The sequence below is a fragment of the Neisseria sp. CCUG12390 genome (assembly GCF_047837985.1).
Classification (GTDB): Bacteria; Pseudomonadota; Gammaproteobacteria; order Burkholderiales; family Neisseriaceae; genus Neisseria.
The window spans coordinates 1,639,022-1,664,839 of the sequence record NZ_CP181244.1 but is presented as its reverse complement, the minus strand read 5'-3'; the positions used below and the strand labels follow the sequence as shown (position 1 = coordinate 1,664,839).

Below are 25,818 nucleotides of genomic sequence, written 5' to 3'. Positions count from 1 at the left end.
AATCCCGTGCTACAATGTAGCGACATATCAAACACATTTGAAAACAGGGAGGAAGAGCATGAAAACCATGACAGCCCGAGAATTTAGCCAACGCAAAAGCAAAGCATACAGAGACGTGCAAACCGCGCCTGTTGTCGTTACCAACCGCAGCAAGCCCGTTTACGTATTTATGACCTATGCCGACTATCAGAAAATGGCAGCTCGCCCACAAAGCGCGTTAGACGTGTTGCTTTCGTTGGATAGCCCCGATACCGCAGACATTGGCTTTGAAATTCCGCCGCGCAGCAATGCACAAAGGCAGCCCGTTGATTTGGGCATGGGGGATTGAGCCGTGTATCTGTTGGACACCAACATCATCAGCGAAATGCGGAAAGTGAAAAGCGGCCGCGCCGATCCAAACCTTACCGCATGGCTGGCAGAGCAGGACAGCAACAGCTTCTACACCAGCGCAGTAGTCATGATGGAACTGGAACGGGGCATTTTGGGCATGGAACGCAAAGACCCGCAGCAAGGCCGCGCATTGCGGGCATGGTTCGACAGCATGACCGCCGCCCTGCTTTCAGGCCGCGTATTGCCGATAGACGAAACCACCGCCGCCGTTTGCGCCAAGCTGCACATACCCGACCGCAGCCCCGAAAACGACGCATGGATAGCGGCCACCGCAAGGCAATACGGCCTGACCTTGGCAACGCGCAATACAAAGGATTTTGAGCCGATGGGCATCAGATTGTGCAACCCGTTTGAGGCCGTCTGAAAAGTTACTGCCGCACCTAGCCCGCGAAAGCTACCAACGGCGAAAACAGGGCATTCCCTAGCCTTGCTGGTGTGGCTTTGATTTTGCTTTAAGAAAATTGGGGTTTAATATGCCATCACTATCAATTTTTGATGTATTGACTATTGAGAAAGATAGGTTATCGAATCAAGAAATAATTCCATATTGTTTAGCTAAGCTAGCAATTTTGGAGGGGAAAAAGCTAGAAACTTTGAGTAATAAGGAAAAATTAGAAATTGAATCTAAAATTAATCAAATTGATTTTCGTATTGAGCAATTTTTAGAAATTGCTAGAAATAAAGTACAAAATAAAGACAATCAAAATAACCAATTGAATGAAGAAGTAATTGACTATTTTTTACTAACTGGCCTTGCACTTGATAAAAAAGATTTTTTTGGGATCGGATGGCCATTAGTTTTTTCTGTTAGGGTTTTAAGGCTAATGGGGAAATTTTTAGAGAGCAATTGTACAGACACCACGATAGCTATTGAAATCGGGTTAACTGCTGGAAAGATAGATGATTATATCAATCGGTTACATTTTCAAGAATTATTAGAAAAAAGCAAAGAAATAGCAAATTTACAAGAAAAAAACGTGAAACTATTGAAACAAGCACATAAAAATGATTTATATCTAGAAACTAAGAAAGTGATCCAAGAGCAAGCACGAAAAGCAGGTTTATCCAAACAAAGCCCTTATGAGAAAGCTGGCACAATCAAAGCAGTAAATGAACTATTGGAAGAAAAACAAGCATTGCTAGTGAAGCGTGGCGGCAAGGCAGCCTTGAACAAAATGATTTTAGACCTTATCGCAACAGGGGATATTCCCGCACCAAGCACGCCCAGCACAAAAACCGTCGATTTATGGATAGATGCGTTTAAAAAATCTAACCAGCACGCTGATTTACCCTAATCAGCACGCTATTTCAGGAAATCAACGTGCTACCGACTTAAAGCCGCCCCAACAGGCGGCTATTCTTTTGCCTATCACAAACAACGCGATAGGAATCTATCCAATGCAAGTAAATAAACTTATCCGCGCTAAAGAATGCGCCGCCCTGTTTGGCGTTTCTGTTTCCACATGGTGGAACTGGAACAACCCTAAAAGCCGCCATCATCGCGCCGACTTGCCCCGCCCGATTAAAGTAGGGGAAAACAGCACAGCTTGGCTGGAAAGTGAAATCAGCGACTATATCGGCAATTTGGCCGCAAACAATCGAGTATAAGGGGGGACGCTATGCAACAAAACAAAACCGCCCGAAACACACAGGGCATTTCAGACGGCCTTAACCACGCCCGCCATGATAACCGCTTTTCGCCCACATCTCAATGCGGCGAAATCCTAGCCATCTTACAGAGCGGGCAGAGCCTGACCCACTATCAGGCCGCGCAAATGGGGATTATGGGCTTTCCAGCGCGTATCAGCGAATTGCGGGCGGCGGGTTATCCGATTGTCTGCACCATGCAAGAGCATGAAAACAAGCACGGCAAAACGGTAAAGCGCGGCGTTTACACGCTGGCGGCAGGGAAAGGGGCGGCGGTATGAAATTGCTTATTTTGGACTATAACGGCGGCGGAATTACCGCCAATCATGAAGCATGGTTCAATGCAACCGAGATAGCGGCCATATTTGGCAAGCGGCCTGTTGACTGGTTACGTTTGCCCGACACAGAACGGTATATAGCGGCTTTGTGCAAGGCTGAAGCACAGAAGCAGAATAAACCCGAAGTGAGAAAATCCCACTTCGTAAAAACCATTAAAGGCGGCAATGACTTAAGCAGGCAAGGCACATGGCTGCATCCAAAACTAGCCGTAGTATTTGCCCGCTGGTGTGATGTCGATTTTGCGGTTTGGTGTGATGAACAGATTGCAAACATCATGAGCGGGGGCAAGGCATGGCAAGCAGAGCGTAAAGAAAGCAAGATAGCTTTTCAGGTTATGGCAGAAGTTTTGCAAGCCAAGCGTGAAGCCGAGGGCAAGACAACGGAAAGCCATCATTACAGCAATGAAGCGTTATTGTGCAATGAAGCTTTAACCGGCCGCCGCAAGGCACTTGACCGGAACAGCTTGGATCAAAAGCAGTTATCTATGCTGGTAAGGCTTGAAGCACGCAATGCCGTATTGATTTTGGCCGACCGCCCCTATCAAGAGCGCAAAGCCGTTTTGTTCGATATGGCCGCACCAATACGCCGATGCTTTCAGACGGCCTTAACAGCAGGAGCAGCAGCATGACACCCAAGCAAGAACAGTTTGCCCGTCTGTATGTTGAAACAGGCAATGCAAGCGAAGCATACCGGCAGGCGTATGACGCGGAAAACATGAAGCCCGAAACCGTTACCAATGAAGCCTACAAGCTGTTGCAATCCCCCGATATTTCCGCGATGGTGGACGGCCTGAAAGCAGAGCATAAGGCGCGGCATTGTGTAACCGTTGATGATGTTATTGCAGAGCTGGAGCAGGCGCGGCAGGCGGCGTTAAGTACACCGACACCGCAATCAGGCGCGGCAGTATCGGCCACAATGGGCAAGGCTAAGATTTTGGGCTTGATTGTGGACAGGGCGGAAATCAAAGCGGAAGCGGAAGTACATAGCCGCAAAATCGAACCGCCCCTTGTATCGCCGTTGAGCAAAGAAGAGTTGGATAAAGTCGTTGATATGGCCGTGAGTGATTTAAGCACCACTACCCTTGCCGATATTCATGCGGTAACGGGCAATGACGACGACAAGCTGTATTGGGCGATTTTAACCATCGTCTCAATCAAGAAAATAACCCGATAACGGGATTTTCAGACGGCATTAGGGGCGGGGGGGAGTCAAAATCCAAGCGGGTTTAGCCGAAAAACCGGTTCGACAGCTTAGATTGTGTGCTAACCGAAAATATTTTCATGCGTTAGGCCGCCTGATTTGAGTTTTCAGACCAATACGCGCGCGCGCGCGTGCGCGCGAGGAAATCGCCCAAGATGCCACTAAATTCAGACGGCCTGACCGCCAACAAAAAACACCGCTTAATCAGCCCGTTAAATCTTGGCAGGCATTTACCGCTTGCAAGACCAAAAGCAATCGGGCAATAATACGGCCATCTGTTCAATAGCAGATTCAGCCGTGAGAAGCTGACAATAATCAGGCAAGCAGCCGCCCAAACCTTCACAGGATAGAAGCGGATTTTTTACGCTTGCGTTTCCCCTTGCATTATCTCTTTCAATGGTAAGCAGGGGCAAAGTAAGGCTATGCCTTGCTGGTTCTGATTGCCAGTTTCTCACCCTTTGCCCTTTGCTTGCCGCCCCGCAACCGTGAGAAGTTGCAGCGGCTTGATTAAGCCAATCAGAAAGAGAGCATTCAAAATGCGAAACCTTCAAACACAGGCCGCACGGCCTATCCGCAGCGCATTCACGCGCCCGATTATTTCCCAAAAAATCCGCAGCTTCGATACGCTGGCCGAAGCAGGCCGCCACATCGACCGCCTGCAACGCCACAAACTCAATTACCGTTTCAACATCATTCAGACCGGCCGCCGCTGGTGTGTTTGCCGTATCGTTTCGGGCGAGGTGTAACCATGAATCACACCGACACCGATTATTTTCAGACGGCCTTCACGCCAAACTAACCCCCGATAACCGCCCTTGCTATTGCTGATATGCACGACAGCAGGGGGAGACTACATCTTCAATTTGGCGTGTATTTTTGTAAGTCATTGATTTGTATCAATTACAGGAAAGCAAAGCACCGCCGGAAAGTGAGCAAATACCATGAAAACCAACACCACCAACGCCCCTAAAACCATCAACGCCACCGCAGGCTATACCTGTCTTTGCAGCTTGTTGGACAACCTGTTCAAACTGGCCGAGCCGCAAATCCGCCAATTGAGCAAACGGGAGACGGAAGTCTTAACCGAATTGATGAAGGGCGCGGAAAACCATCTTGCCGATATTCAGCACGGCATGGGCATAGTAATGAACTCAATACCGCAAGAGAACTTGGAACCACAGGGAGCCGACTTTTACCACGGCCTGACCCAAACCCTGCTATTGGGCGAAAGCCGAACCATGTTGAGCGATTTGGCCGATGATTTGGCCTTTGCCGCCGAGCAACGCGGCTGAAAGGATAACCGCCATGAAATACGCTATCCGTACCGCTTTGGCCGCCGCCGTTGTCATGGCCGCCTATGCCTGCACCAAGCACGCCACCGCCGAACCGATGGCAGCAGAGCCGACAGCCGCATGGGAGCAAGTCTATACCGCCGACCCGATGGCAGCCGTTGTTTATGAGCCGATACCGGAAGGGGCAGCGCAATGAACCGCCTTGATTATCACGAAATCCGACAACGCGCCGCCGGTAACTGGCACGGCATTTTAACCGCACTTGGCTTGCCGTCTGAAAGCCTGACCAACAAACACCAGCCATGCCCTGCTTGCGGCGGAACAGACCGATACCGCTTTGACGATAAGGGCGGTAACGGCGGCTTTATCTGCACCCACTACAAAAACGGCGCGGGCGACGGCTTTGATTTGCTGATGCACTATTTCGGTTATTCATTCCATGAAGCAGCGTTAGCCGTTGCCGGTGTATTGGGTATGAACTCGCAAACACCGGCCGCCGCGCCGCGTGCGGCACCGCCCCCGCCACCGAAAACACCGCCCAAAGACCGCCTGAACAAACTGGCCGCGATATGGGAACAGGCCGCACCGTTGACCGATGGTGACCCCGTTTGCGGTTATTTGAAAGGCAGGGGGCTGTCCATTGCCGAGCCATACCCCGAAGCATTGCGTTATCACGCCGCCTTGCCCTATTGGGCGGAATGTTCGGACGGCTGGAAAGAGATAGGCCGCTTTCCCGCTATGGTTGCCGCCATTACCGAAACAGACGGCACATTGGCAGGCCTGCACATTACCTACCTGAAACGCTGCTACACCAAACCGCAGGGCGACAGCGGCGGCCATGCCCAGAGCTACACCAAACTGAATTTGCACCACCCTGAAACGGGGGCGCAATTACCGGCCAAAAAAATGCAAGTGAGATTTGAGGGAGTGAGCTGGTTATCAGGCCATGCCGTGCGGCTGTTTCAACCGATAAACAATGCCTTGATGGTGTGCGAGGGCATAGAAACCGCCCTTGCCGCGCATGAATTGACCGGCTGGCCGGTATCGGCCTGTTTAAGTACAAGCGGCCTGAAATCATTCAAATGGCCGTCTGAATTGCAGGCATTGGGCATCTATGCCGACCATGACGCAGCAGGATTGGAAGCAGCCGACAAGCTGGCACGGCGGGCAAAACAGGCGGGCTTAGACGTGTTTATTTGGAAAAGCGACACGCCCGATACCGATGCGCTGGATGAATTGAACGCCATGCGGGCAGCGGAAGCAGCAGGCGGTATCAACGATTGACGGCAAAGCAAAAGCCGCCTGATTTTCAGACGGCCTTTGCACACGGAAAAAGCATTTAACGGAGATTGAATAATGACAGACACGGCAGAGAAAGACAAGCAGACCGGCAGCAAACCCGATTTTATTAAACTGTTCGAGGGCGTGGGCAGCATGAACGGCGAAAGCTATCAATTGAAACCACGCTATGAAGTAAGCAGTAATGGTGTACAGTACATCGGCATTACCCACGATAAAGACGGTAATTCCCGCGAGCAGCCGCCGTTATTGCTGGCCGATCCGATTGAGCTAATCGGGCGGGGCATAGACGAACAGGGCAGCCATTACCGCATTATCGAATGGCGCGACCGCTTGACCCGCCAAACCAAGCAGGCGGCCATACCGCAGGCCGATATAGGCAGCAATGCAGGCTGGCGGCAATTGCAGCAATACGGCATTACCATCTTGAGCGGGCGCGTGAAGCGTGAACGTTTAGCCGACTATCTGCAAAACCACGGCAGCAACCGACCCTATACCATTACTGACCGCGCAGGCTGGCATGGCAGCGTTTATCTGTTACCCAATGGCGAAGCAATCCACCACGGCAAGGAAGCTCCGCGCATTATCTACAATGGCGACACCAGCCAAGCAGCAGCCTACACACCGGCGGGAACGCTGGAAGCATGGCAGCAGCAGATAGCCCGCTATGCAGCCGGTAACAGCCGCTTATGCCTTGCCCTTGGCACCGCCTTAGCCGCGCCGCTGTTGTCGTTATTGGGCGAAGAATCGGGCGGTTTTCATCTGTATGGCGATTCATCGGACGGCAAGACCGCCGCCGCGCGTGTTGCCTTGAGCGTATGGGGCAGGCCGTCTGAAAGTATCATGACATGGCAAGGCACGGCCTTAGCGTTTAACAACACTGCCGCCGCCCGCAATGACGGCTTGCTGGTGTTGGATGAAATCAGCCAAGCCGCGCCCAAAGTGATAGGCAATACCGTGTATAGTCTGATGAATGGTGTAAACAAAGCACAGGGCGCAAAAGACGGCGGCAACCGGGCTTTGACCCGCTGGCGTGTATTGATGCTTTCCACTGGCGAAAAAACACCGAGCAGCATTCTGAAAGCAGATAACGACTGGAACGCAGGGCAGGCAACCCGCTTACCCAATATCCGAGCCGCCGCACAATACGGCATTTATGACACGCTGCACGGCTTTACCGATGGCGCGTTATTGTCGGAGCATTTACAGGAAGCAGCAGAGCAGCACCACGGCCACGCAGGACGGGCATTTATCCGCCTGACAGACCAAACCACACACCCGCCACCGTCAAAGAGCGCATCGCCGCATTTACGGCAACGTTGCCCGAGCTTTCAGGACAAGCCCGCCGCGTTGCCCGCCGCTTTGCATTGGTTGCCGCCACCCTGGAGATGGCAGCACCTGTTACCGGCTTGCCCGCCGGTGTGGGCATGGCCGGTGTGAAACAATGCTTTGACGAATGGTTAGCAACCAACGGAGCAGGCAAGTATGAAGATGAGAAAATCAAAGAGCAGACAAGCGACTTTATGCAGCGGTTCGGGCAGAGCGTGAGATTTACCGATTGGAACAGCATCATAGGCGGCAGCACCGACCGCAATCATGCGGGCTGGATTAAGCGGGGAGAGCAGAAAGAAGCTGACGAGTATTGGATTATTCCCGCCGTGTTTATTGACGAAATATGCGGCAGCTTTGACCGGAATAAGGTTTGTCGCGTGTTATATGATGCAAACTGGTTAAAGCGCAACGAAAAAGAAAACCGCTTTACCTACAAAAAGCGCGGGTATGGGGCGCATTATGTACTGATCGGCATTGAGCCGCCCGAGCCGAAATAACACCAGCCAAGCAAAGGCCGTCTGAATTTAATGACATCTTGGGATGTATCATAATGCCCGGTTGTTTCAGGCGGCTTTTTATTTGGGTAAAATTCATAATGCTTTTGATGAATCAGCAAAGCAAAATGATGAATTTAATGACATATTGGACTGGAACGCAATGGCAGGAATTATTTATGGAGATATTGAAATGAGTATTGACGAAAAGAGAAAAAATCCTATTGAATCAAAAAACAAATCCACCATTCAGGCGTTGACACCATCAGAGATGCAATCATTGCGCGAAGACTTGAAACAGTCCGTGATTCAGGCGCGTGAAATCATTGCACGCACGCCTTGTAAAGTGGATTTTCGTTAATTTTATTTGAATCAGGCCGTCTGAAATTCAGACGGCTTTTTTGTTTTTGGGGTATTAGGGCTGAAAAACAGGCTGACCGGCTGAAAATGTTCCCGCTGTTCCCGCTGGTGTATTTTCGATATTTATTGTTTTAAATCATTGAGATAGATAGTAAATAGGGTGGTTTTGGCGGAAAGTGTTCCCGCTGGCTAAAAAGGGAGCGGGAACATTTTGTTACCAAAAATCAATTATTTAAGTCAAATGTTCCCGCTGTTCCCGCTGTTTTTTAGCACCTATATACGCTTATTTTTAATTTGGGGTGGATGTGGCTGTTTCAGCCGATAGGTTAGGCCGTCTGAAAAATGATGCAGGCGGCCTAAATCCGATTTGCGCCGGTAAGCAAAAAACAGGGCGAAAAATGGGTGACTTGTGCAAATTTACGGTATTTTTTACGGTATTTTTAAATATTGAATAAATTTAGTTATTTAAAATCATATATTTGAATTAAAAATTAGGGTCTCTCCGTCGCAACGCTGGCATTTTTTACATTAAAAATTCGTAGTCTTGATACGCCGGCAGAAGCAGGCCGTTACGCTGGCCGTTTGTCACGCCCTATAAGCTTTATCTCCCGTTTCAACATCATTTCAGACCGGCCGCCGCTGGTGCGTTTGCCGTATCCTATCGGGGAAGTGGCGTACCGCAAACAATAATTTTTCAGACGGCCTTGCCGGTGTATAAGGCATTGGATAAGCATCAGCCTAACAATAAAAACGGGTTTGCGCCGGCGCGGTCGAAACCGGCTTCTCCGACTGCTATATCCAGACCCAGCGTGGCTAAATCGTCGGCAACCGGATCGGCGTATTGCTGTTTGTCCTGACGGTAGAGTTTGCGGTAGCTGTGGCAGGATTTGCAGCTTTCGGCGTTGGCACCTTGGTACACGGGAGCCAATTCGGGTGCGCTTTTTTCATCGATTTGCTGGATGCGCATGTTGCCGGCATTGCCGCAAGTCGGGCATTTGGCGCGCAAGACGTTCCAGCGGCTGTTGCACAGCGGGCAGTGCATGTAGCGGAAGCCGTTCAGATCGCCTTTGATCAAGACCACGCTGCCGACGGGTTCGGTGCCGCAGCAGGGGCAGAGGGTGCGGTCTTCGGTCGGCGGAACGTGATTTTCGGTCAGCTGCATCGCCCATGCTGTCCAAATGACCTGTAAGGCAGCCTGTACCCAGATTTCGGCGGAACGGTCTTGGTCTGTGGCGGTTCGGGTCAGAATCCGCCCGGCCAATGCTTCGGCTTGCTCTTGGTTCAAGGCTTTCAGTTTGCTGACTTCGATGGCGGCGGTGGCGGTAATTTTGCCGTTCACTTCTTTTAAAATATCGCCGAACACTTCAAAAAATTCAGACGGCACACGGCCGGCCAAGGCTTCGGGCAGGACGGTCGAACCTGGTTCCAATTGCGTCAAAGTCAATTCATGACGCGACATTACGGCATGCTGCGTTTCGCATACGGCGGCAAGCAGGGTCAGGTAAAGATTCCATTCGCTTTTGTCTGCCTGCGCCAGTTCTTTGAAACGCAATGCGCGTTCTGTAAAGATTTCTTTTTCGGGCGCGAGCCAGAAAGGGGTGTGGAACAAGCCTTTCCGGATTTCTTCGGCGGGTTTGATGGTGGTGGTTTTCATGTGTTTTCCTTGTGGTGTTTCAGACGGCCTAACCGGGAGGCCGTCTGAAAAAGTAATGAGGTTTGTTCCCCGCTTATTCAGCGATATATTGCGGATGGGTGTAAACGGTAAATTTTTGCGGACGGGCGAAACCGATCAGGGTCATGCCGGCTTGTTCTGCCAGGCGCACGGCCAGCGCGGTCGGTGCGGAAACGGCGGCGATGCAGCCTATGCCCGAGGCCGCGGCTTTGGCGACCATTTCATAGCTGGCACGGCTGGAAATCAGTGCAAAGCCCTGCTGCCAGTCGTAGCCTTCGCGGATGCCGTGGCCGATTAATTTGTCCAAGGCATTGTGACGGCCGACATCTTCAAAAGCGGCTGAAATGCTGCCGTTCTGTACCCAGGCCGCACCGTGTACGGAGCCGGTTGCCTGTCTCAGCGGCTGGTGGCGGTCGAAATCGGCTAAGGCCGTCTGAATTTCACGAACGGTAAGCGGGCGGCCGCGTGCTGCTTGGGGTAATCGGGGTTTGGCCGCGGCCAAACTGTCGATACCGCATAAGCCGCAACCTGTACGTCCGGTCATGTTGCGGCGGTGTTCTTTTAAGGCTTGGAAACGGGCGGACGCAATGTCGAGATGCACCTCGATGCCGTCGCAGGTTTCGTTGACTTCGATGTCGTAAAGTTCGGATTTTGCGGTCAGAATGCCTTCGCTGAGACTGAACCCTAATGCCAGTGCTTCTAAGTTTTGCGGCGTCGCCATCAGCACGACATGGGTAATGCCGTTGTAGACCAAGGCGACGGCGGCTTCTTCGGCCAGCGCGTCTTGTTCTCCGTGCAGGCCGTCTGAATCGGTGCGGTACACGGTATGGTGTTGCAAGGGGAGGGATGTCATGGGTGAGGCCGTCTGAAAACCATTATTATAGCGTGATTTTTGTTTTTCTTGACTTGAATAGCCGCAGTCAATGGCCGTGTAGGGTGAAGTATAAAATCGAGGCCGTCTGAAAATTTATTTTCAGACGGCCTTTTGCTTATCTGCTTTCAGCTGTTATTTACTGCGGCTGAAAACGATTTTGGTAGCCTGCCATGCGACGCAGAATGCACCGCCGATGAATACTAAGTCGGCTGCCGTACGAACCCAGCGCAGGGTATCCAGGATTTCCATTTGCATGAATTCTTCGCTGCGGGCATACCACAAACCTTGCGAGATGGAAGCCCAGGCCTGAATCGCGCCCACCGGCAACAGGCTGATGACAATCATGCCGACCAAACCGCCGTTGAGCAGCCAGAAGCCCCAGGTCATCAGTTTGTCGTCGAATTCGACATCGGGTTTGATGTAGCGGGCAACCAGTAACACGAAGCCCAGTGCCAAGAAACCGTATACGCCGAATAGAGCCGCGTGTGCGTGAACTGCGGTGGTGTTGAGGCCTTGGATGTAGAACAAGGAAATCGGCGGATTGATCAGGAAGCCGAACACACCGGCACCGATCATGTTCCAGAATGCCACGGCCACGAAGCACATCAGCGGCCAGCGCAGGCGTTTTGCCCATTCGGTTGTATTTTGGTAAGACCAGTGTTCGTAAGCTTCACGGCCCAGCAGCACCAACGGCACGACTTCAAGTGCAGAGAAACATGCACCGATGGCCATGGCGGCGGAAGTTGCGCCGGTAAAGTACAAGTGGTGCAGCGTGCCGGGGATACCGCCCATCATGAAGATGGCTGCGGCGGCCAACGTGGAGGCTGTAGCCGTGCTGCGGCGTACGAAACCCATGTTGTAGAAAATGAATGCGAATGCGGCGGTGGCAAATACTTCGAAGAAGCCTTCTACCCATAAGTGAACCACCCACCAACGCCAGTATTCCATCACGGCAATCGGAGATCTTTCACCGTAGAACAGACCGGGAGCATAGAACACGCCCACGCCGACCATAGAGGCAACGAAAATCGCCAACAGGTTTTTGTCGGTACCTTTTTCGCGGAAGGCATTTACGGTGCAGCGCAACATCAGGAACAGCCACAACAGCAAACCGACCATCAGCAGAATCTGCCAGAAGCGGCCTAAGTCTAAATATTCGTAACCTTGATGGCCGAACCAGAAGTTCAATTCAGGCGGCATCACGTGCGACAAGGCAAAGAAGTTACCGGCGTATGAACCCACGACCACGATAAACAGGGCGATATACAGGAAATTCACGCCTGCTACTTGGAATTTAGGGTCTTTGCCGCCGTTGACAATCGGAGCCAGGAACAGGCCGGCGGTCAGGAAGCCGGTTGCAATCCAGAAAATCGCCGATTGGATGTGCCAAGTACGGGTCAGGGAGTAAGGAAGCCAGTCGGAAATCTCAATGCCCAAGGCTTTGTCGATGCCGTAGAAACCTTGGCCTTCGACGGTATAGTGTGCAGTCAGACCGCCCAGCAATACTTGGGCACAGAAAAGCGCAACAGTCAGGAATACGTATTTGCCCAATGCTTTTTGAGAAGGTGTCAGGGCGATTTTCGCTACCGGATCTTCAGCCGGAATTTCGACTTCCTCATGTTTGGTCAGGAATGAGTAGCCCCACATCAACAGGCCGATGCCCATCAGCAGCAAAACGATACTGGTGAAGGACCACATGTAGTTTTCAGTGGTCGGCACGTTGTTGATTAAAGGTTCGTGCGGCCAGTTGTTGGTGTAGGTGAAGATTTCGTCCGGGCGGTTGGTCGATGCGGACCATGATGTCCAAAAGAAGAAGTTGAACAGTTTTTCACGCGCTTCTGCACTCGGCAATGTGTTGTTTTTCATTGCGAAGTGTTCACGGGTTGTCTGCAGCGCAGGATCGTCGCCGTAAACGCCGTGGTAGTAAGGCAGAATGGTTTCGATGGCTTTTGCACGTGTGTCGCTGATAACAACCGAGCCGTCTGCATTGATGCCGCTGTGGGTACGGTATTCGTTTTGCAGGCGGGTTTTCAATACGGATTGCTCTTCAGTAGTCAACTCGTCGAATTTTTTGCCGTAATCAGCCTGGGCAGTCAAGTCCAACCATGCCACCAACTCACGGTGCAGCCAGTCGGCCGTCCAGTCGGGTGCCTGGTATGCGCCGTGTCCCAATACGGAACCGACTTCCATACCGCCGGTGGATTGCCATGCGGATTGGCCGGCCAGAATATCGTCTTTGGTCATCAGCACTTTTCCTGAAGCGGTGACGACTTGTTCGGGGTAAGGAGGTGCTTTTTTATAAATCTCGCTACCCATGTAACCAAGAATGGTAAAGCAAACCGTCAGCACTGCAATCAGCAGCAGCCAAAGTTTCTTGTACTGTCCCATTTTAGTACTCCTTATTTTGGTAAATGGCAAAATGGTGTTATTTAATTCATAAAATATGAATGTTAAAGATTGTAGCATGAATTATACATGAGTAAAATATTTTGTTCGCTTATTTAACATTAAAATATTGATATAAATTAAATTTAAGGCGTTTTGGAAAGTGAGTGCGAACACGGTAATGTTAGTGTTTTACTGAAATTTATTGGAATATAGTTTTTTGTACTTATAAAAAATAATACCAAAGAATTATTTTTTACCTTAAAATGCATATTTGATGAATTAATTGATTTAAGTCAAGATACGTAAATTCAGAAGACGACATAATAAGTCCAAACAACAAGCCAATTAACATTTCTTCAGAAAAAGGAAATTACCATGAAACGCCAAGCCTTAGCTGCAATTATTGCTTCTGTGTTTGCATTGGCTGCCTGCGGTCAGCAAGCGGCTGAAAAACCGGCAGAACAGTCTGCTGCCACTAATGCGCAAGCACCGGCGGCTGCCGAAAAACCTGCCGAAGCAGAAACGCCTGCGGGTGAATTGCCGGTTATTGATGCAGTTGTGACCCATGCGCCGCAAGTACCGCCTCCGGTAGACCGCAGCACTCCTGCTAAAGTACGCGTAAAAATGGAAACCGTAGAAAAAACCATGAAAATGGCCGATGGTGTGGATTATCACTACTGGACATTCAATGGTGACGTTCCGGGTCAAATGATTCGTGTGCGCGAAGGCGATACCGTGGAAGTGGAATTCTCCAACCATCCTTCTTCTACCGTACCGCACAACGTTGACTTCCATGCTGCAACCGGCCCCGGCGGCGGTGCCGAAGCAACCTTTACCGCACCCGGCCGCACTTCTACTTTCAGCTTCAAAGCATTGCAGGCAGGCTTGTACATTTACCACTGTGCGGTTGCCCCTGTGGGTATGCACATTGCCAACGGTATGTACGGTTTGATTTTGGTTGAGCCTAAAGAAGGTTTGCCGAAAGTGGATAAAGAATTCTATGTTGTCCAAGGCGACTTCTACACCAAAGGCAAATACGGTGCGCAAGGCCTGCAGGCGTTCGATATGGACAAAGCCGTTGCCGAAGAACCTGAATACGTTGTATTCAACGGCCATGTCGGTGCAATTGCCGGTGAAAATGCTTTGAAAGCCAAAACCGGTGAAACCGTCCGTATGTACGTAGGTAACGGTGGTCCTAACTTGGTATCTTCATTCCACGTCATCGGCGAAATCTTCGACAAAGTTTATGTCGAAGGCGGCAAACTGATTAACGAAAACGTACAAAGTACGATTGTTCCTGCCGGTGGTGCAGCCATCGTGGAATTCAAAGTCGATATTCCGGGCAGCTATACCTTGGTTGACCACTCTATCTTCCGTGCATTCAACAAAGGCGCGTTGGGTCAATTGGTGGTTGAAGGCGAAGAAAATCCTGAAATCATGACCAAAAAACTGACCGATACCGAGTACAAACCTGCTGACGCACCGGCAGCAGCTTCTGCTGCGGCAGCACCGGCAGCTCCTGCTTCGGCAGCCGGCGCATCTGCACCGAAAAATGCGTATTAATCTGAAATTGATTTAATAGTGCCCAAAAGCCACTGTTATCTTGGCTCAAACTAGGATAGCAGTGGCTTATTACACAAATAACAAGACAAACAAGCCACCCGAAGGAATACAACCATGAAACGCCAAACCATTGCCGCTTTGATGGCATCCGTGTTCGTCTTGGCAGCCTGTTCCGGTTCGGAGCCTGCCGAAAAAACCGAGCAATCCGTTCCGGCGGCAGAAACCCCAGCACCTGCCGAACAGCCCCCTGTCGAGCAGCCGGCAGCAGAAACGCCGGCTCCTGCAGAAGTATCCGCTCCTACGGCCAGTGAGGTTCCGGCAGCCGAACCTGCACAAGCAGCCGATGCGACCGCAGCTGCCGAATTGTCGAAAGACGAACAAATCAAATTGGGCAAAGCCGTTTATGACGCCAACTGCATGGCGTGTCACGGTGCCGAAGGCAAGGGCGTGGAAGGTACGTTCCCGCCATTGGAAAAATCCGATTACTTTGCCAAAGACAATACTAAACTGGTTCATGCAGTGACCAAAGGCGTTAACGGCGCAATCAAGGTAAACGGCAAAGACTACAACGGTGTAATGCCCGCCGTAGCCTTAAGCGATCAGGATATTGCCAATGTCGTGACCTATGTGCTCAACAGTTTTGGTAACAACGGCGGTCAAGTATCTGCTGCGGAAGTTGCGGAAATCAAAGCCAAATAAACCGGTTTCAGGCCGTCTGAAATGTTTCAGACGGCCTGTCTCCCCAAGTTTGTTTTTCAGACGGCCTCATCCGGAACATGCCGTCTGAAAAATGAATTTCCACCATAATCATAAGGGCGCACATCATGAAAACCGTTTCATTATTCGTTATGAGCTTATTGGCCTGCGGCGGCGCAATGGCGGCAGAGATGGCCGACATTGAAGCGGGCAGCTACCGCCCGCTGTATCTGAAAAAAGATACCCCGATGATTCACGTCAAAGCATTCAAAATCGACAAATATCCCGTGACCAATGCCGAATTTGCCGAATTTGTGAAAAAACATCCGCAATGGCAGAAGGGCAAGGCCAATAAAAAACAAGTCGAGCCGACTTATTTGAAGCATTGGGTTCAAACCGGCAGCAATGCCTATGCACCCAAACCCAATGAAATGAAACACCCCGTGACCAATGTGTCATGGTTTGCCGCCAATGCGTACTGCACGGCGCAAGGTAAACGGCTGCCGACCATCGACGAATGGGAGCTGGCCGGTTTGGCGTCGGCCACTCAGAAAAACGGCTCGAGCGAAGCAAGCTACAACCGTACCATCTTGGACTGGTATGCCGACGGCGGACGCAACGGTTTGCGCAATGTCGGCATGGGCAAGCCCAATTATTACGGTTTGCACGATATGCACGGCCTGATTTGGGAGTGGACGGAGGATTTCAACAGCAGCCTGTTGAATTCCGGTTCGGCAGACAGTTCGATGTTCTGTAGCGGCGCATCGTTAGGCTCGACCGATCCGACCAACTATGCCGCATTCCTGCGCTTCGGTATCCGCACCAGCCTGCAGTCCAAATACGGCCTGCACAATTTGGGCTTCCGTTGCGCCGCACCGGCGAAGTAAAAGTTATTGATGTTTTACCACCAAAGCAGCTTGGGCGGTGTCGCGAGGCATCGCTCTTTTTTTGTCTTCAAAATGCCAAAGCCGCAATTAATACGTGCAATACTATTCGGAATATGGCATAATTCGGCAGTCTTTTGAAAAGAAGGCATCAGGAGTTTGTACAGGTTCCGGCTTGGCAAACTTGTCCGAACCTTAAAGGTTCTTTTTATTTTTCGGAGTATTCCATTATGGCATTGACCGTAGAACAAAAAGCAGAAATTGTTAAAGACTTCCAACGTAAAGAAGGCGATACCGGTTCTTCTGAAGTACAGATCGCATTGTTGACTTTCCGCATCAACGATTTGACTCCTCACTTCAAAGCCAACCCTAAAGACCACCACAGCCGCCGCGGTTTGTTGAAAATGGTAAGCGCGCGCCGCCGTCTGTTGACTTACTTGCGCCGTACCCAACCGGATACTTACCGCAATGTCATTACCCGTTTGGGTCTGCGTAAATAATAATTGATGCGTCCGAAGACACCGCTTTAAAATTCAAAGCGGTGTTTTTTTATTATCAAGGCCGTCTGAAACTTGTGTTTGTTTTCAGACGGCCTTATAGTGAAAGCATTCAAAACCAAGGATGGAAAAATGAAAATTTACGATTTCGTTATGAAAGATGCGCAGGGTCAGGAAGTCAGTTTGGGTGATTATCAGGGCAAAGTATTGCTGATTGTTAACACCGCCACCCGCTGCGGCCTGACCCCGCAATACGAAGAATTGCAGCAGCTCTACGACCGGTACGCCGATCAGGGTCTGGAAATTTTGGATTTCCCGTGCAACCAGTTCCGCGAGCAGGCGCCTGAAAGCAGCAGTGAAATCGCCCAAGTCTGCCAAATGAAATTCGGCACCAAATTCAAGATTTTCGACAAGGTCGAGGTCAACGGCGAGAATACCGCGCCGCTTTATGCTTATCTCAAATCCGAAAAGCCGGAAGACCGGGGCAACCATGTTTTCAAAGATTTGTTGCTGAAGCTGGCTTCCATCGGCGAAAAGCGCGAGGGCAGCGACATCAAATGGAATTTCACCAAATTTTTGGTCAACCGCGAAGGCGAAGTCGTGGCGCGTTTTGCACCGAGCGTGCAGCCTTTTGAAATCGAAAACGATATTCGTGCTTTGCTGTAAGAGGGCGGCAGATTAACCGGGTCGTCTGAAAACCGTTTGCTTTCCACTCAAGCAACAGGTTTTCAGACGGCCTTGTCCTTATTGAATCTGATAATCCAACACAAACCGCGCACCTTGGTCTTGGGCGAGAATATCGGTCAGCACGGGCAGGCTGCTTTTCAGTTGTTCGGCCAAAAGATACGGCGGATTGATGACGAACATGCTGCTGCCGTGCATACCGAAACCGTCGGAGCTTGGCGTGCGGACGTGCAGCTCGGCCTGCAGGAAATTATCGGGTGCGAGTTTTTTCAATTCTTCCGGCAGCTTGCGGCTGTCTTCGCGGCTCAGGCAGGGATACCACACCATATAACAGCCCTGCTCGAAGCGTTTGAGCGCGTCTTTGAGCGTGTGGACGACGCGTTGGTAATCCTGTTTTTCTTCATAAGGCGGATCAATCAGCACCGCGGCGCGGCGTGCCGGCGGCGGCAGCAGGGCAATCAGGCCTTGATAGCCGTCGCTTTGGCCGATAATGCCGCGCCGCCCCAAACGGGCTTCGCGCATATTGTTTTGCAGGTGCTGAAAGTCGGCAGGGTGCAGCTCGAACAGGCGCAGTTTGTCGTTTTCGCGCGTCAGGGCTTGCGCCAGCCACGGCGAGCCGCAATAGAGGTTTTCCTGCGGCAGAATGCTTTTCAGACGGCCTGTGAACGCGGCCAGCTCGGGCGGCAGGTTTTGCGCTTGGTTCAAGCGGGCAATGCCTTGTCTGTACTCGCCGACCTTTTGCGCTTCGCTGCCGCCCAAGTCGTACAGCCCTGCGCCGCTGTGGGTATCGATGTACCAATAGGGCTTGTCTTTGCGGTTGAAATATTCCAGCACGAGAAACAGGGTGAAGTGTTTGAGCATGTCGGCATGGTTGCCGGCATGAAAGGCGTGGCGGTAGCTGAGCATGGGAGGCCGTCTGAAAGTTTGAAGAAAGGGGAAATTATAGCAAAATCTGCGGTCGTTTTTTGCCTGAAAGAGGCCGTCTGAAACGGAAGCGGTGGGGCGGTGGAAAACCGGTGTTTCCGGTGTCGTGATTTGCTTGGTTCCGATTTTGTTTTGTGTGAAGGCCGTCTGAAAACGCGATGGGCAGATCAGGGAATCGCGGTGTCTGATGGTAGGAACTTTCCGGATTGCCAATCCGCCTGATGAAAAAGGCCGTCTGAAAACGACTGCACAGGTTTTCAGACGGCCTTCGGTATCCACAAAGCTGTTTAATTGGCGGCAAAAGTATTGCACTGGTTGATGTCGCCGCTGTCGATACCGCGCTTGAGCCATGCCATGCGTTCGGCAGACGAGCCGTGGGTAAAGCTGTCGGGAACGGCATAGCCCTGCGACTGTTTCTGTAAACGGTCGTCGCCGACGGATTCGGCGGCCAGCATGGCTTCCTGCACGTCATTTGCATCAATCAGGTTTTGGTTGATGGAATCACGCGCCCAAATGCCGGCGAAACAGTCGGCCTGCAATTCGAGTTTGACCGACAAGGCGTTGGCTTGGGCTTTGCCCGCGCCGCGCTGCGCTTGGTTGACCTGCGGCAGGATGCCCAGCAGGTTTTGTACATGGTGGCCGACTTCGTGGGCAATTACATAGGCAAAAGCGGCATCGCCGGCCGCGCCCAGTTTGGTACGCATGTCTTCATAGAACGACAAGTCCAGGTAAACGGTTTGGTCACCCGGGCAGTAGAAAGGCCCCATGGTTGCTTGGCCGGTACCACAGGCGGTGGACGTGCCGCCGGTGTAGAGCACCATTTTGGCGGGGCGGTATTGCTGGCCGTGGCGGGCGAAAATTTTGCCCCAAGTGTCTTCCGTATCGGCCAAGACGACGCGCGAAAGTTCGTTCAGTTGGCTTTCCAATTGGCTGTCTAATTTGGTCGATTGCTGGGTCATGCCCACGCTCGGCGTTCCGACGATGCCGGACAAATCCACACCGTAATAGGCACCAACCAAAAGTACGATGATGCCGATGATGCCGGGCGTTTTACCGCCGCCCCGTCTGCCGCGGCGGTCTTCTACGTTCGAGCTTTGTCTGCGTCCTTGCCATTTCATGTCTGTAATTCCTTTTATCGGGATTTTGAACGTTATTATACGGGAATAAAAGCGGATTCCGTAAGCGGCAGATTAAACGGCATCGGCAGGTGACAGCCGTTTTTTTCAGACGGCCTTTGCGGTAGAATGGAATCCCTTTAACTGTTTGGATCGGGAGGAAGATGATGAAAGTCAGCAGCAAAGCGATTGTCAACGGCGAGTTTGAAGACAAATACGGCAAACGCGGCACGCAGTTTACGCCCAACGGAATGCCGTCTTATTCGATTCCGTTTGAAATCGAGAGCGCACCCGAGGGGACGAAATCGTTTGCGGTGGTATTGGAAGACAAAGACGCGATTACCGCCAGTGGTTTCGTGTGGATTCACTGGCTGATTTCGGATTTGAAGCGCACGTCTGTGGCGGAAAACGAAAGCCAAACCGCCGCGGATTTTACGCAGGGCGCGAACTCGTGGGCGAGCGTGCTGGGCAAGTTCGACATTGCCGAAGCTTCGGCCTACGGCGGCATGGCTCCGCCGAACTGCCGCCACCGCTATGAATTGATTGTGTATGCGCTGGATACGGTGTTGGATTTGCCGCAGGGTTTCCGCTTCAATGATTTGCACTTTGCCATGCAGGGGCATGTTTTGGAAACCGCAAGCGTGATGGGCACTTATGATGTGTAAGGCCGTCTGAAATTTTGCATATGGTTATGAAATAGATTGAAAAAGGCCGTCTGAAAAGCAGTAATCGCTTTTCAGACGGCCTTTTATATTTATATCGTCAGATTAAACCGCTTCGGCTTTGGTAATCACCACCGCTTCGGTCGGTACGTCATCATGATAGCCGTGGCGTTTGGTGGCCACGCCTTCGATGGCATCCACGACGTCGAAGCCTTCCACCACTTTGCCGAATACGGCATAGCCCCATTCCTGCACCACATTGCGGCCGTGCATTTCTTTGGAACGGTGGTTCAGGAATGCGTTGTCGGCGGTGTTGATGAAGAATTGCGCGCTGGCAGAATGCGGATCGGAAGTGCGCGCCATGGCGATGGTGTATTTGTCGTTCGACAGGCCGTTGCCGGCTTCGTTCTGAATCGAATCGCGGGTGGTTTTTTCGTTCATGTTTTCATCCATGCCGCCGCCCTGAATCATGAAGCCTTTGATGACGCGGTGGAAAATCACGCCGTCGTAGAAGCCGTCTTTGACGTATTGCTCGAAGTTGGCGGCGGTAACGGGAGCTTTGTCGAAATCCAGTTCGATTTTGATGTCGCCTTTGTTGGTGTGCAGAATAATCATGGGGTTCCTTTCGTTAAAAATCGGTTTGAACATGGTGTGCAAAGCATGAAATTCAAGGCCGTCTGAAAAGATTATTTTTCAGACGGCCTTGAACGATACGGCTTACATCCAGAAGAAGTAGGCTGCGGCGGAAACCAGCACGATGCACAATACGTTGAGCAGCAGGCCGACGCGCATCATTTCTTTTTGCTGAATCAGGCCGCTGCCGAACACAATCGCATTGGGCGGCGTGGCAACCGGCAGCATAAACGCGCAAGAAGCACCGATACCGATCACCAAAACCAACACTTCCTGCGGCATGCCCATTTGTGCGGCGATGGTGGCGAAAATCGGTACCAGAAGCGCGGCGGATGCGGTGTTACTGGTGAATTCGGTCAGGAAAATGATGAATGCGGCTACCGCTGCAATCACCACCAGCGGATGCGTGCCGCCGAAAGTCGAGGCAATCTGTTCGCCCAAAGCCAGCGATGCGCCTGAAGATTGCAACAGCGCGCTCAGGCTGATGCCGCCGCCGAACAGCATCAATACGCCCCAGTCGGTATTGCGGGCAATTTCTTTCCATTGCGCTACGCCGAATACCACCACGGCAACGGCAGCAATCAGGGCGATGACGGTATCGGGGTTGCCGATGCCGAACGCGGTTTTAATCTTGGAACTGAAAATCCATGCGGCGGCGGTGGCGATGAAAATCAGCAGCGCGATGACACGGTGCAGCGTCCACGGAATGTCTTCTGCTTTCACTTCTACGCGCTCGTTCAGATTCGGTTTCAATACCAGCCACAGCGAAACCAACATCAAAGGCAGCATGAGCAACATCATCGGCAGGCCGATTTTCATCCAGCCGGCGAAATCCAAACCGATGGCTTTGGCGGCAATCGCGTTAGGCGGCGAGCCGACCAGCGCGCCCAAGCCGCCGATACTGGCGCAATAAGCGATGCCCAACAGGACGAAAACAAAAGTTTTGCGCTCTTTTTCTTTGTCCAAATGATCCATCATGCCGATGGCCAGCGGCAGCATCATCGCAGCGGTGGCAGTGTTGCTGATCCACATCGATAAAAAGGCGGTCACACCGAACAGCATCAATACGGCGGCTTTCATGTTGCCGCCGGAAAGACGGAGCAGGGCGATGGCGATTTTACGGTCGAGACGCTGCATGTGCAGGGCGGTAGCCAGCGCGAAACCGCCGAAGAAAATATAGATGATGGGGTCGGCAAAACCGGCCATGGCTTTTTTGATGTCCATTTCGGGAAAACCCAAAACCGCCGCCAAAATCGGCACCATCAGCGCGGTTACGGTAATATGGACGGCTTCGGTAAACCACAAAATCGCGACGAACAGCAGAATCGCCAAGCCTTTGTTGGCATTCGCTTCATAGGGCAGGATATGGTAAACGCCGAAGCTGACTATCGCGGCAATAATGGTAATGATGAGGCCTTTAAAGTCGGTAATCGGCTTTTGTGCGCTGAGCAGCTCGACATTTTCTGGATGTTCCGATTTGTCTTTTGCATGTAAATCCATACTGCGTTCCTTTGTGAAAGTGAATTGAAAAGACAGGGTTTCGAGTAGATTATTTCATCATTCAGAATCCGGCCGGATGAGGCAGGCTCAAAATAATAGTAAGAATTAAACGGCAGTATATTTGTAATTGAAGATAGTGTAAACATAGTGTAATCATTTTGACGGGGAATTTGTCTTTTAAAAAATCTTTATGCTGTTTGAAAGCTATTTAATTTAAAAAGTCAGGATGTTTTTACAATTAAATGGCTTGTAAAACGATAGCGATGTTAAGAATAAAACCGAATCGGTAAAGCCTTGTTGTAGGTTGAAATCGTTATGAATGCTAATGATAGAAAAGGCCGTCTGAAAAACAGAGCAGACTTTTATTCTGTCCTGTCTTTCAGACGGCCTTACATAAATGAGGATTATTTGCCCCGTAACATTTTTGCCGCTTCAACTGCGTAGTAAGTCAAAATACCGTCGGCACCGGCGCGTTTAAAAGCCAAAAGACTTTCCAAAATGACTTTTTCCCCATCCAACCAACCGTTTTGAATCGCAGCCTGAAGCATGGCATATTCGCCGGAAACCTGATAGGCATAAGTCGGTACGCCGAATTCGTTTTTCACACGGCGAACCACGTCCAGATAAGGCAGCCCCGGTTTGACCATCACCATATCCGCCCCTTCCTGCAAATCCAATGCCACTTCCTGCAAGGCTTCATTGGTGTTGGCAGGATCCATTTGATAGGTTTTTTTGTCGGCTTTGCCCAAATTTCCCGAACTGCCGACCGCATCGCGGAACGGCCCGTAAAATGCGGATGCGTATTTCGCGGAATAGGCCATAATGCGGGTATGGATGTGGCCGGCATCTTCCAAGGCTTCACGAATGGCCGAAATGCGGCCGTCCATCATGTCGGAAGGCGCGACGACCTGCGCACCGGCTTCCGCATGACACAATGCCTGTTTTACCAATACGTCGATGGTTTCATCGTTTAAGACATAGCCGTTTTTGTCGGTCAAACCGTCTTGGCCGTGAATGGTATAAGGATCGAGCGCGACATCGGTCATAATACCCAGCTCGGGGAATTTTTCACGCAGCGTGCGTACCACGGTGGGTACCAAACCGTCGGGGTTATAGGCTTCTTCCGCGCCGTCGGTTTTGTTTCGGGTAACGACGGGAAATAGTGCCAGCATCGGAATGCCCAAATTCAAGGCTTCTTCGGCGGTAAACAGTAATTTATCCAAACTTTGCCGCTTCACGCCCGGCATGGAAGGGACGTTTTCTTCCGCGTTTTCGCCTTCCAATACGAAAACCGGATAAATCAAGTCATCGGCCGTCAAGGTATGTTCGCGCATCAGGCGGCGGGAAAAATCATCTTTGCGCATACGGCGCATACGGGTAGCGGGAACAAAGCGGGATGGGAAATTCATGTTTTAACCTTTCTGTGAAAAACGCTGTTGCCGGAAACGGGTGTACGGGTTTCAGACGGCCTCTTGATAAGGGCGGCGGACAGCGTGAGCCTGTGTAAACGGTAAATCATCGGGATTCCAAGGCTCGATTTCGGAGACGGCATTAGTGTACGCCGTTTTAACGGTATAAAGAAGTGCGGCCGTACAAAAATAACGGGAGCTTTTAAAAGCTCCCGCAGGTATCAATCTTCGACTTTGCTGATGGCTTGTACCGATTTGGTGATGTCGCGCAACGGATTGGAAGGATATTTTTGCTGCTCTTCATCAGTCATGCCGTCTGAATTAAGCGGTGCCAGATTGGCAAGGGCTTTTTTATACTCGGCTTCCATCAGCTTGGTTTGGCTGATGCGCCAAACGTTACGGCCTTGGTCTTTGACTTGGGCGGCGGTCCATAAGCCTACCTTGTGGTAGTAGAATAAAACCGCATGGGCAAGTGTTTTCATATCGGTATTGGGTTTGCCGCTGCCGATACTGCGGCCGATGCGGTTGTTCCGCAAATCGACGGCTTGGTCGGCGGCCAAACGGCTGTAATAATCGGTTTTACCCTCACGCCAATCGGTATCGCTCAGATAAGCATTGCCGGCACGTTCGGCGATTTCACTGTCGAATTGCGAGGAAATGGCAGCCTGCCAAAGCGTATGACGCACGGCATTTACCTGCGTACCACGTCCGTCGCCGTTGGCCTGATTGTCCAAGCCGGTACGGTCAGACAGGCGGACGGCATTACTGGTGATATTGGTGGATTTTTTATCTTCTACGCCGATGGTTTGCGCGACCACCGGATGACTGATAAAAAACTGGGCGATTTTGCTGCGGCGGCTTTGGTCGTCTTGATAACTCTGACAACCGGCCAATAGACCGCTTAAAGTCAAAATGAGTAATTTAGTATGTGCCATGATAAAAATGATATTGTTGTGATATTGTTTTCAATATTTAACATAAAAATATACCACAGGGCAAAAAATATTTTCAGACGGCCTCATTTTACCTCTCAACGGCCTATAAAGCCGCTGAAATCTCGCTGCGTAATTTGTTTAAGAAACGCCCCTGTCGCACCAGTTGGGCAGCATTTTCATAATCTGTTTCTTGAAAAGCGAGGCTTAGTGCAGCAAACAAAGATTCTTGCTCGTTTTGGATTTCTCGATCCAAATCAGCAACGGCGGCTTGGTTGTGTTCCATTTGAGCCTCCATTAAAGTTTCGCGCCACTCCATTTGCTGCATTAAAAATTCCGGTGCGAAAGCCGTGTGTTCCGGTGCATCGGCATCAATGTTTTGCATTTTCAACAGATAGGATGCACGGTCAATCGGATTTTTTAAGGTACGGTAGGCTTCATTGACGGTAGCAGACATCATTACTGCCTGCTTTTGTTCAAAAGAAGATGCCGCGGCAAATTTATCAGGATGGAAACGGGCCGACAGGTCACGGTAAGACTGTTCTAGTTGTCCGGTATCCAAGTCGAATACGGGAGGGAGTCGGAATAAGTCGAAATATTGGCTCATGATAGGAAATCATGCAGCCGTTTTGTCAGGCTGCTTTCTTTGTAAAAAACGGAAGAAACGGAATGTTTTTTTCTCGGCGGAAATTTCGACAGCCAATTGTTGAAGTTGTGCAGAATATGCACTTTCGTGATGGCTTTTACGCGCTATTTTCAAAATAGTACGCTTGGCTTCGCCGGCTACGGCCGGATTAGTGTCATGGCGCAATTGAGCCAAAACCCCGATGCCTTCTTTTTTCGGATTTTGTTGTAAAACCGCAATCAAATTCATCCGCCAAAAATCAGGCCGATTAGGCAGGTTTTGTACCAAAGCCTGCCAATCCTGCTATCGGAAGCGGTTCAGATAATCTTCCGCTTCCAATAAGGCACAATCTTCCCAATATTCGCGCGAATATTGTCTGCTTTGTAAAAGTATCTGATTGAATTAGA

General features: G+C 50.9%; 31 protein-coding genes. 20 read left to right on the top strand and 11 right to left on the bottom strand.

Features of this window, described 5'->3' with window-relative positions; genetic code table 11:
- The first annotated feature begins 58 nt into the window (after positions 1-58).
- The 14 genes from ACM67E_RS07840 to ACM67E_RS07775 all read left to right on the top strand — a co-directional run bounded on the left by ACM67E_RS07840 (position 59) and on the right by ACM67E_RS07775 (position 8,354).
- Positions 59-328 carry a type II toxin-antitoxin system prevent-host-death family antitoxin gene (locus ACM67E_RS07840; RefSeq protein WP_416190904.1) on the top strand — a complete coding sequence of 90 codons (270 nt, stop codon included), beginning with the start codon at positions 59-61 and terminating at the stop codon, positions 326-328.
- Positions 329-331: 3 nt separating this feature from the next.
- Positions 332-754 (top strand): type II toxin-antitoxin system VapC family toxin, encoded by a 423-nt coding sequence (locus ACM67E_RS07835; RefSeq protein WP_123804398.1) that lies wholly within the window; start codon positions 332-334, stop codon positions 752-754.
- A 109-nt stretch (positions 755-863) separates the two neighbouring features.
- The gene (locus ACM67E_RS07830; protein WP_416190903.1) at positions 864-1,685 is read left to right on the top strand and encodes a hypothetical protein; all 822 of its coding nucleotides are present in this window, start codon (positions 864-866) and stop codon (positions 1,683-1,685) included.
- Positions 1,686-1,788: 103 nt separating this feature from the next.
- The gene (locus ACM67E_RS07825) at positions 1,789-1,998 is read left to right on the top strand and encodes a helix-turn-helix transcriptional regulator (RefSeq protein WP_303089197.1); all 210 of its coding nucleotides are present in this window, start codon (positions 1,789-1,791) and stop codon (positions 1,996-1,998) included.
- Positions 1,999-2,009: 11 nt separating this feature from the next.
- Positions 2,010-2,318: a helix-turn-helix domain-containing protein gene (locus ACM67E_RS07820; protein ID WP_416190902.1), complete on the top strand. Its 309-nt coding sequence runs from the start codon at positions 2,010-2,012 to the stop codon at positions 2,316-2,318.
- Complete coding sequence (locus ACM67E_RS07815) at positions 2,315-3,004, top strand: KilA-N domain-containing protein (RefSeq protein ID WP_416190901.1); 690 nt, start codon at positions 2,315-2,317, stop codon at positions 3,002-3,004. Before ACM67E_RS07820 ends, ACM67E_RS07815 begins: the two co-directional genes overlap by 4 nt.
- Complete coding sequence (locus ACM67E_RS07810) at positions 3,001-3,549, top strand: terminase small subunit (protein ID WP_416190900.1); 549 nt, start codon at positions 3,001-3,003, stop codon at positions 3,547-3,549. Before ACM67E_RS07815 ends, ACM67E_RS07810 begins: the two co-directional genes overlap by 4 nt.
- Positions 3,550-4,112: 563 nt before the next feature.
- Positions 4,113-4,322, top strand: coding sequence for a hypothetical protein (locus ACM67E_RS07805; protein WP_416190899.1), 210 nt, complete (start codon positions 4,113-4,115; stop codon positions 4,320-4,322).
- Positions 4,323-4,517: 195 nt separating this feature from the next.
- Entirely contained in the window at positions 4,518-4,868 is a 351-nt protein-coding gene (locus tag ACM67E_RS07800) for a hypothetical protein (protein ID WP_416190898.1), read from the top strand.
- 13 nt (positions 4,869-4,881) lie between these two features.
- Complete coding sequence (locus ACM67E_RS07795) at positions 4,882-5,064, top strand: hypothetical protein (protein WP_416190897.1); 183 nt, start codon at positions 4,882-4,884, stop codon at positions 5,062-5,064.
- Positions 5,061-6,152, top strand: a complete 1,092-nt coding sequence (locus ACM67E_RS07790; protein ID WP_416190896.1) for a toprim domain-containing protein — start codon at positions 5,061-5,063, stop codon at positions 6,150-6,152. Before ACM67E_RS07795 ends, ACM67E_RS07790 begins: the two co-directional genes overlap by 4 nt.
- Before the next feature lie 72 nt (positions 6,153-6,224).
- The gene (locus ACM67E_RS07785; RefSeq protein WP_416190895.1) at positions 6,225-7,607 is read left to right on the top strand and encodes a DUF927 domain-containing protein; all 1,383 of its coding nucleotides are present in this window, start codon (positions 6,225-6,227) and stop codon (positions 7,605-7,607) included.
- Positions 7,556-7,996 (top strand): hypothetical protein, encoded by a 441-nt coding sequence (locus ACM67E_RS07780; RefSeq protein ID WP_416190894.1) that lies wholly within the window; start codon positions 7,556-7,558, stop codon positions 7,994-7,996. The genes ACM67E_RS07785 and ACM67E_RS07780 overlap by 52 nt, the downstream gene beginning before the upstream one ends.
- Positions 7,997-8,039: 43 nt before the next feature.
- Positions 8,040-8,354, top strand: a complete 315-nt coding sequence (locus tag ACM67E_RS07775) for a hypothetical protein (protein WP_416190893.1) — start codon at positions 8,040-8,042, stop codon at positions 8,352-8,354.
- Positions 8,355-9,086: 732 nt separating this feature from the next.
- Here the strand turns inward: ACM67E_RS07775 and ACM67E_RS07770 are convergent.
- The 3 genes from ACM67E_RS07770 to ACM67E_RS07760 form a co-directional block, all read right to left on the bottom strand.
- Entirely contained in the window at positions 9,087-10,007 is a 921-nt protein-coding gene (locus ACM67E_RS07770) for a formate dehydrogenase accessory protein FdhE (RefSeq protein ID WP_416190892.1), read from the bottom strand.
- Between the two features lie 73 nt (positions 10,008-10,080).
- The gene (fdhD, locus tag ACM67E_RS07765) at positions 10,081-10,878 is read right to left on the bottom strand and encodes a formate dehydrogenase accessory sulfurtransferase FdhD (RefSeq protein WP_416190891.1); all 798 of its coding nucleotides are present in this window, start codon (positions 10,876-10,878) and stop codon (positions 10,081-10,083) included.
- A 153-nt stretch (positions 10,879-11,031) separates the two neighbouring features.
- Complete coding sequence (locus ACM67E_RS07760) at positions 11,032-13,287, bottom strand: nitric-oxide reductase large subunit (RefSeq protein WP_416190890.1); 2,256 nt, start codon at positions 13,285-13,287, stop codon at positions 11,032-11,034.
- A 375-nt stretch (positions 13,288-13,662) separates the two neighbouring features.
- On the opposite strand from ACM67E_RS07760, the gene nirK reads away from it, so the two are divergent.
- From nirK to ACM67E_RS07735, 5 genes are all read left to right on the top strand, one after another.
- Entirely contained in the window at positions 13,663-14,850 is a 1,188-nt protein-coding gene (gene nirK / locus ACM67E_RS07755) for a copper-containing nitrite reductase (protein ID WP_416190889.1), read from the top strand.
- Positions 14,851-14,964: 114 nt separating this feature from the next.
- Complete coding sequence (locus ACM67E_RS07750; protein WP_416190888.1) at positions 14,965-15,549, top strand: c-type cytochrome; 585 nt, start codon at positions 14,965-14,967, stop codon at positions 15,547-15,549.
- Positions 15,550-15,674: 125 nt separating this feature from the next.
- Entirely contained in the window at positions 15,675-16,433 is a 759-nt protein-coding gene (locus ACM67E_RS07745; protein WP_416190887.1) for a formylglycine-generating enzyme family protein, read from the top strand.
- Between the two features lie 227 nt (positions 16,434-16,660).
- Entirely contained in the window at positions 16,661-16,930 is a 270-nt protein-coding gene (rpsO, locus tag ACM67E_RS07740) for a 30S ribosomal protein S15 (protein ID WP_416190886.1), read from the top strand.
- Positions 16,931-17,059: 129 nt separating this feature from the next.
- Positions 17,060-17,593: a glutathione peroxidase gene (locus ACM67E_RS07735; protein WP_416190885.1), complete on the top strand. Its 534-nt coding sequence runs from the start codon at positions 17,060-17,062 to the stop codon at positions 17,591-17,593.
- Positions 17,594-17,671: 78 nt separating this feature from the next.
- Here ACM67E_RS07735 and ACM67E_RS07730 read toward each other — a convergent pair whose 3' ends face one another.
- Complete coding sequence (locus tag ACM67E_RS07730; RefSeq protein ID WP_416190884.1) at positions 17,672-18,517, bottom strand: 23S rRNA (adenine(2030)-N(6))-methyltransferase RlmJ; 846 nt, start codon at positions 18,515-18,517, stop codon at positions 17,672-17,674.
- A 305-nt stretch (positions 18,518-18,822) separates the two neighbouring features.
- Positions 18,823-19,653, bottom strand: coding sequence for a neutral zinc metallopeptidase (locus ACM67E_RS07725; protein ID WP_416190883.1), 831 nt, complete (start codon positions 19,651-19,653; stop codon positions 18,823-18,825).
- A 164-nt stretch (positions 19,654-19,817) separates the two neighbouring features.
- On the opposite strand from ACM67E_RS07725, the gene ACM67E_RS07720 reads away from it, so the two are divergent.
- Positions 19,818-20,315 (top strand): YbhB/YbcL family Raf kinase inhibitor-like protein, encoded by a 498-nt coding sequence (locus ACM67E_RS07720; protein ID WP_416192756.1) that lies wholly within the window; start codon positions 19,818-19,820, stop codon positions 20,313-20,315.
- A 102-nt stretch (positions 20,316-20,417) separates the two neighbouring features.
- On the opposite strand, the gene ACM67E_RS07715 is transcribed toward ACM67E_RS07720, so the two are convergent.
- From ACM67E_RS07715 to ACM67E_RS07690, 6 genes are all read right to left on the bottom strand, one after another.
- Positions 20,418-20,927, bottom strand: a complete 510-nt coding sequence (locus ACM67E_RS07715; RefSeq protein ID WP_416190882.1) for a peptidylprolyl isomerase — start codon at positions 20,925-20,927, stop codon at positions 20,418-20,420.
- Between the two features lie 102 nt (positions 20,928-21,029).
- The gene (locus ACM67E_RS07710; protein ID WP_416190881.1) at positions 21,030-22,445 is read right to left on the bottom strand and encodes an SLC13 family permease; all 1,416 of its coding nucleotides are present in this window, start codon (positions 22,443-22,445) and stop codon (positions 21,030-21,032) included.
- Between the two features lie 404 nt (positions 22,446-22,849).
- Positions 22,850-23,854 carry a porphobilinogen synthase gene (gene hemB / locus ACM67E_RS07705; RefSeq protein WP_416190880.1) on the bottom strand — a complete coding sequence of 335 codons (1,005 nt, stop codon included), beginning with the start codon at positions 23,852-23,854 and terminating at the stop codon, positions 22,850-22,852.
- 221 nt (positions 23,855-24,075) lie between these two features.
- Positions 24,076-24,789, bottom strand: a complete 714-nt coding sequence (locus tag ACM67E_RS07700) for a DUF6973 domain-containing protein (protein ID WP_416190879.1) — start codon at positions 24,787-24,789, stop codon at positions 24,076-24,078.
- A 103-nt stretch (positions 24,790-24,892) separates the two neighbouring features.
- A complete protein-coding gene (hscB, locus tag ACM67E_RS07695; protein ID WP_416190878.1) occupies positions 24,893-25,393 on the bottom strand; it encodes a Fe-S protein assembly co-chaperone HscB in 501 nt (166 codons plus the stop codon).
- Between the two features lie 9 nt (positions 25,394-25,402).
- On the bottom strand, positions 25,403-25,699 hold the full coding sequence (locus ACM67E_RS07690; protein WP_416190877.1) for a hypothetical protein: 297 nt from the start codon (positions 25,697-25,699) through the stop codon (positions 25,403-25,405).
- Positions 25,700-25,818 lie beyond the last annotated feature (119 nt).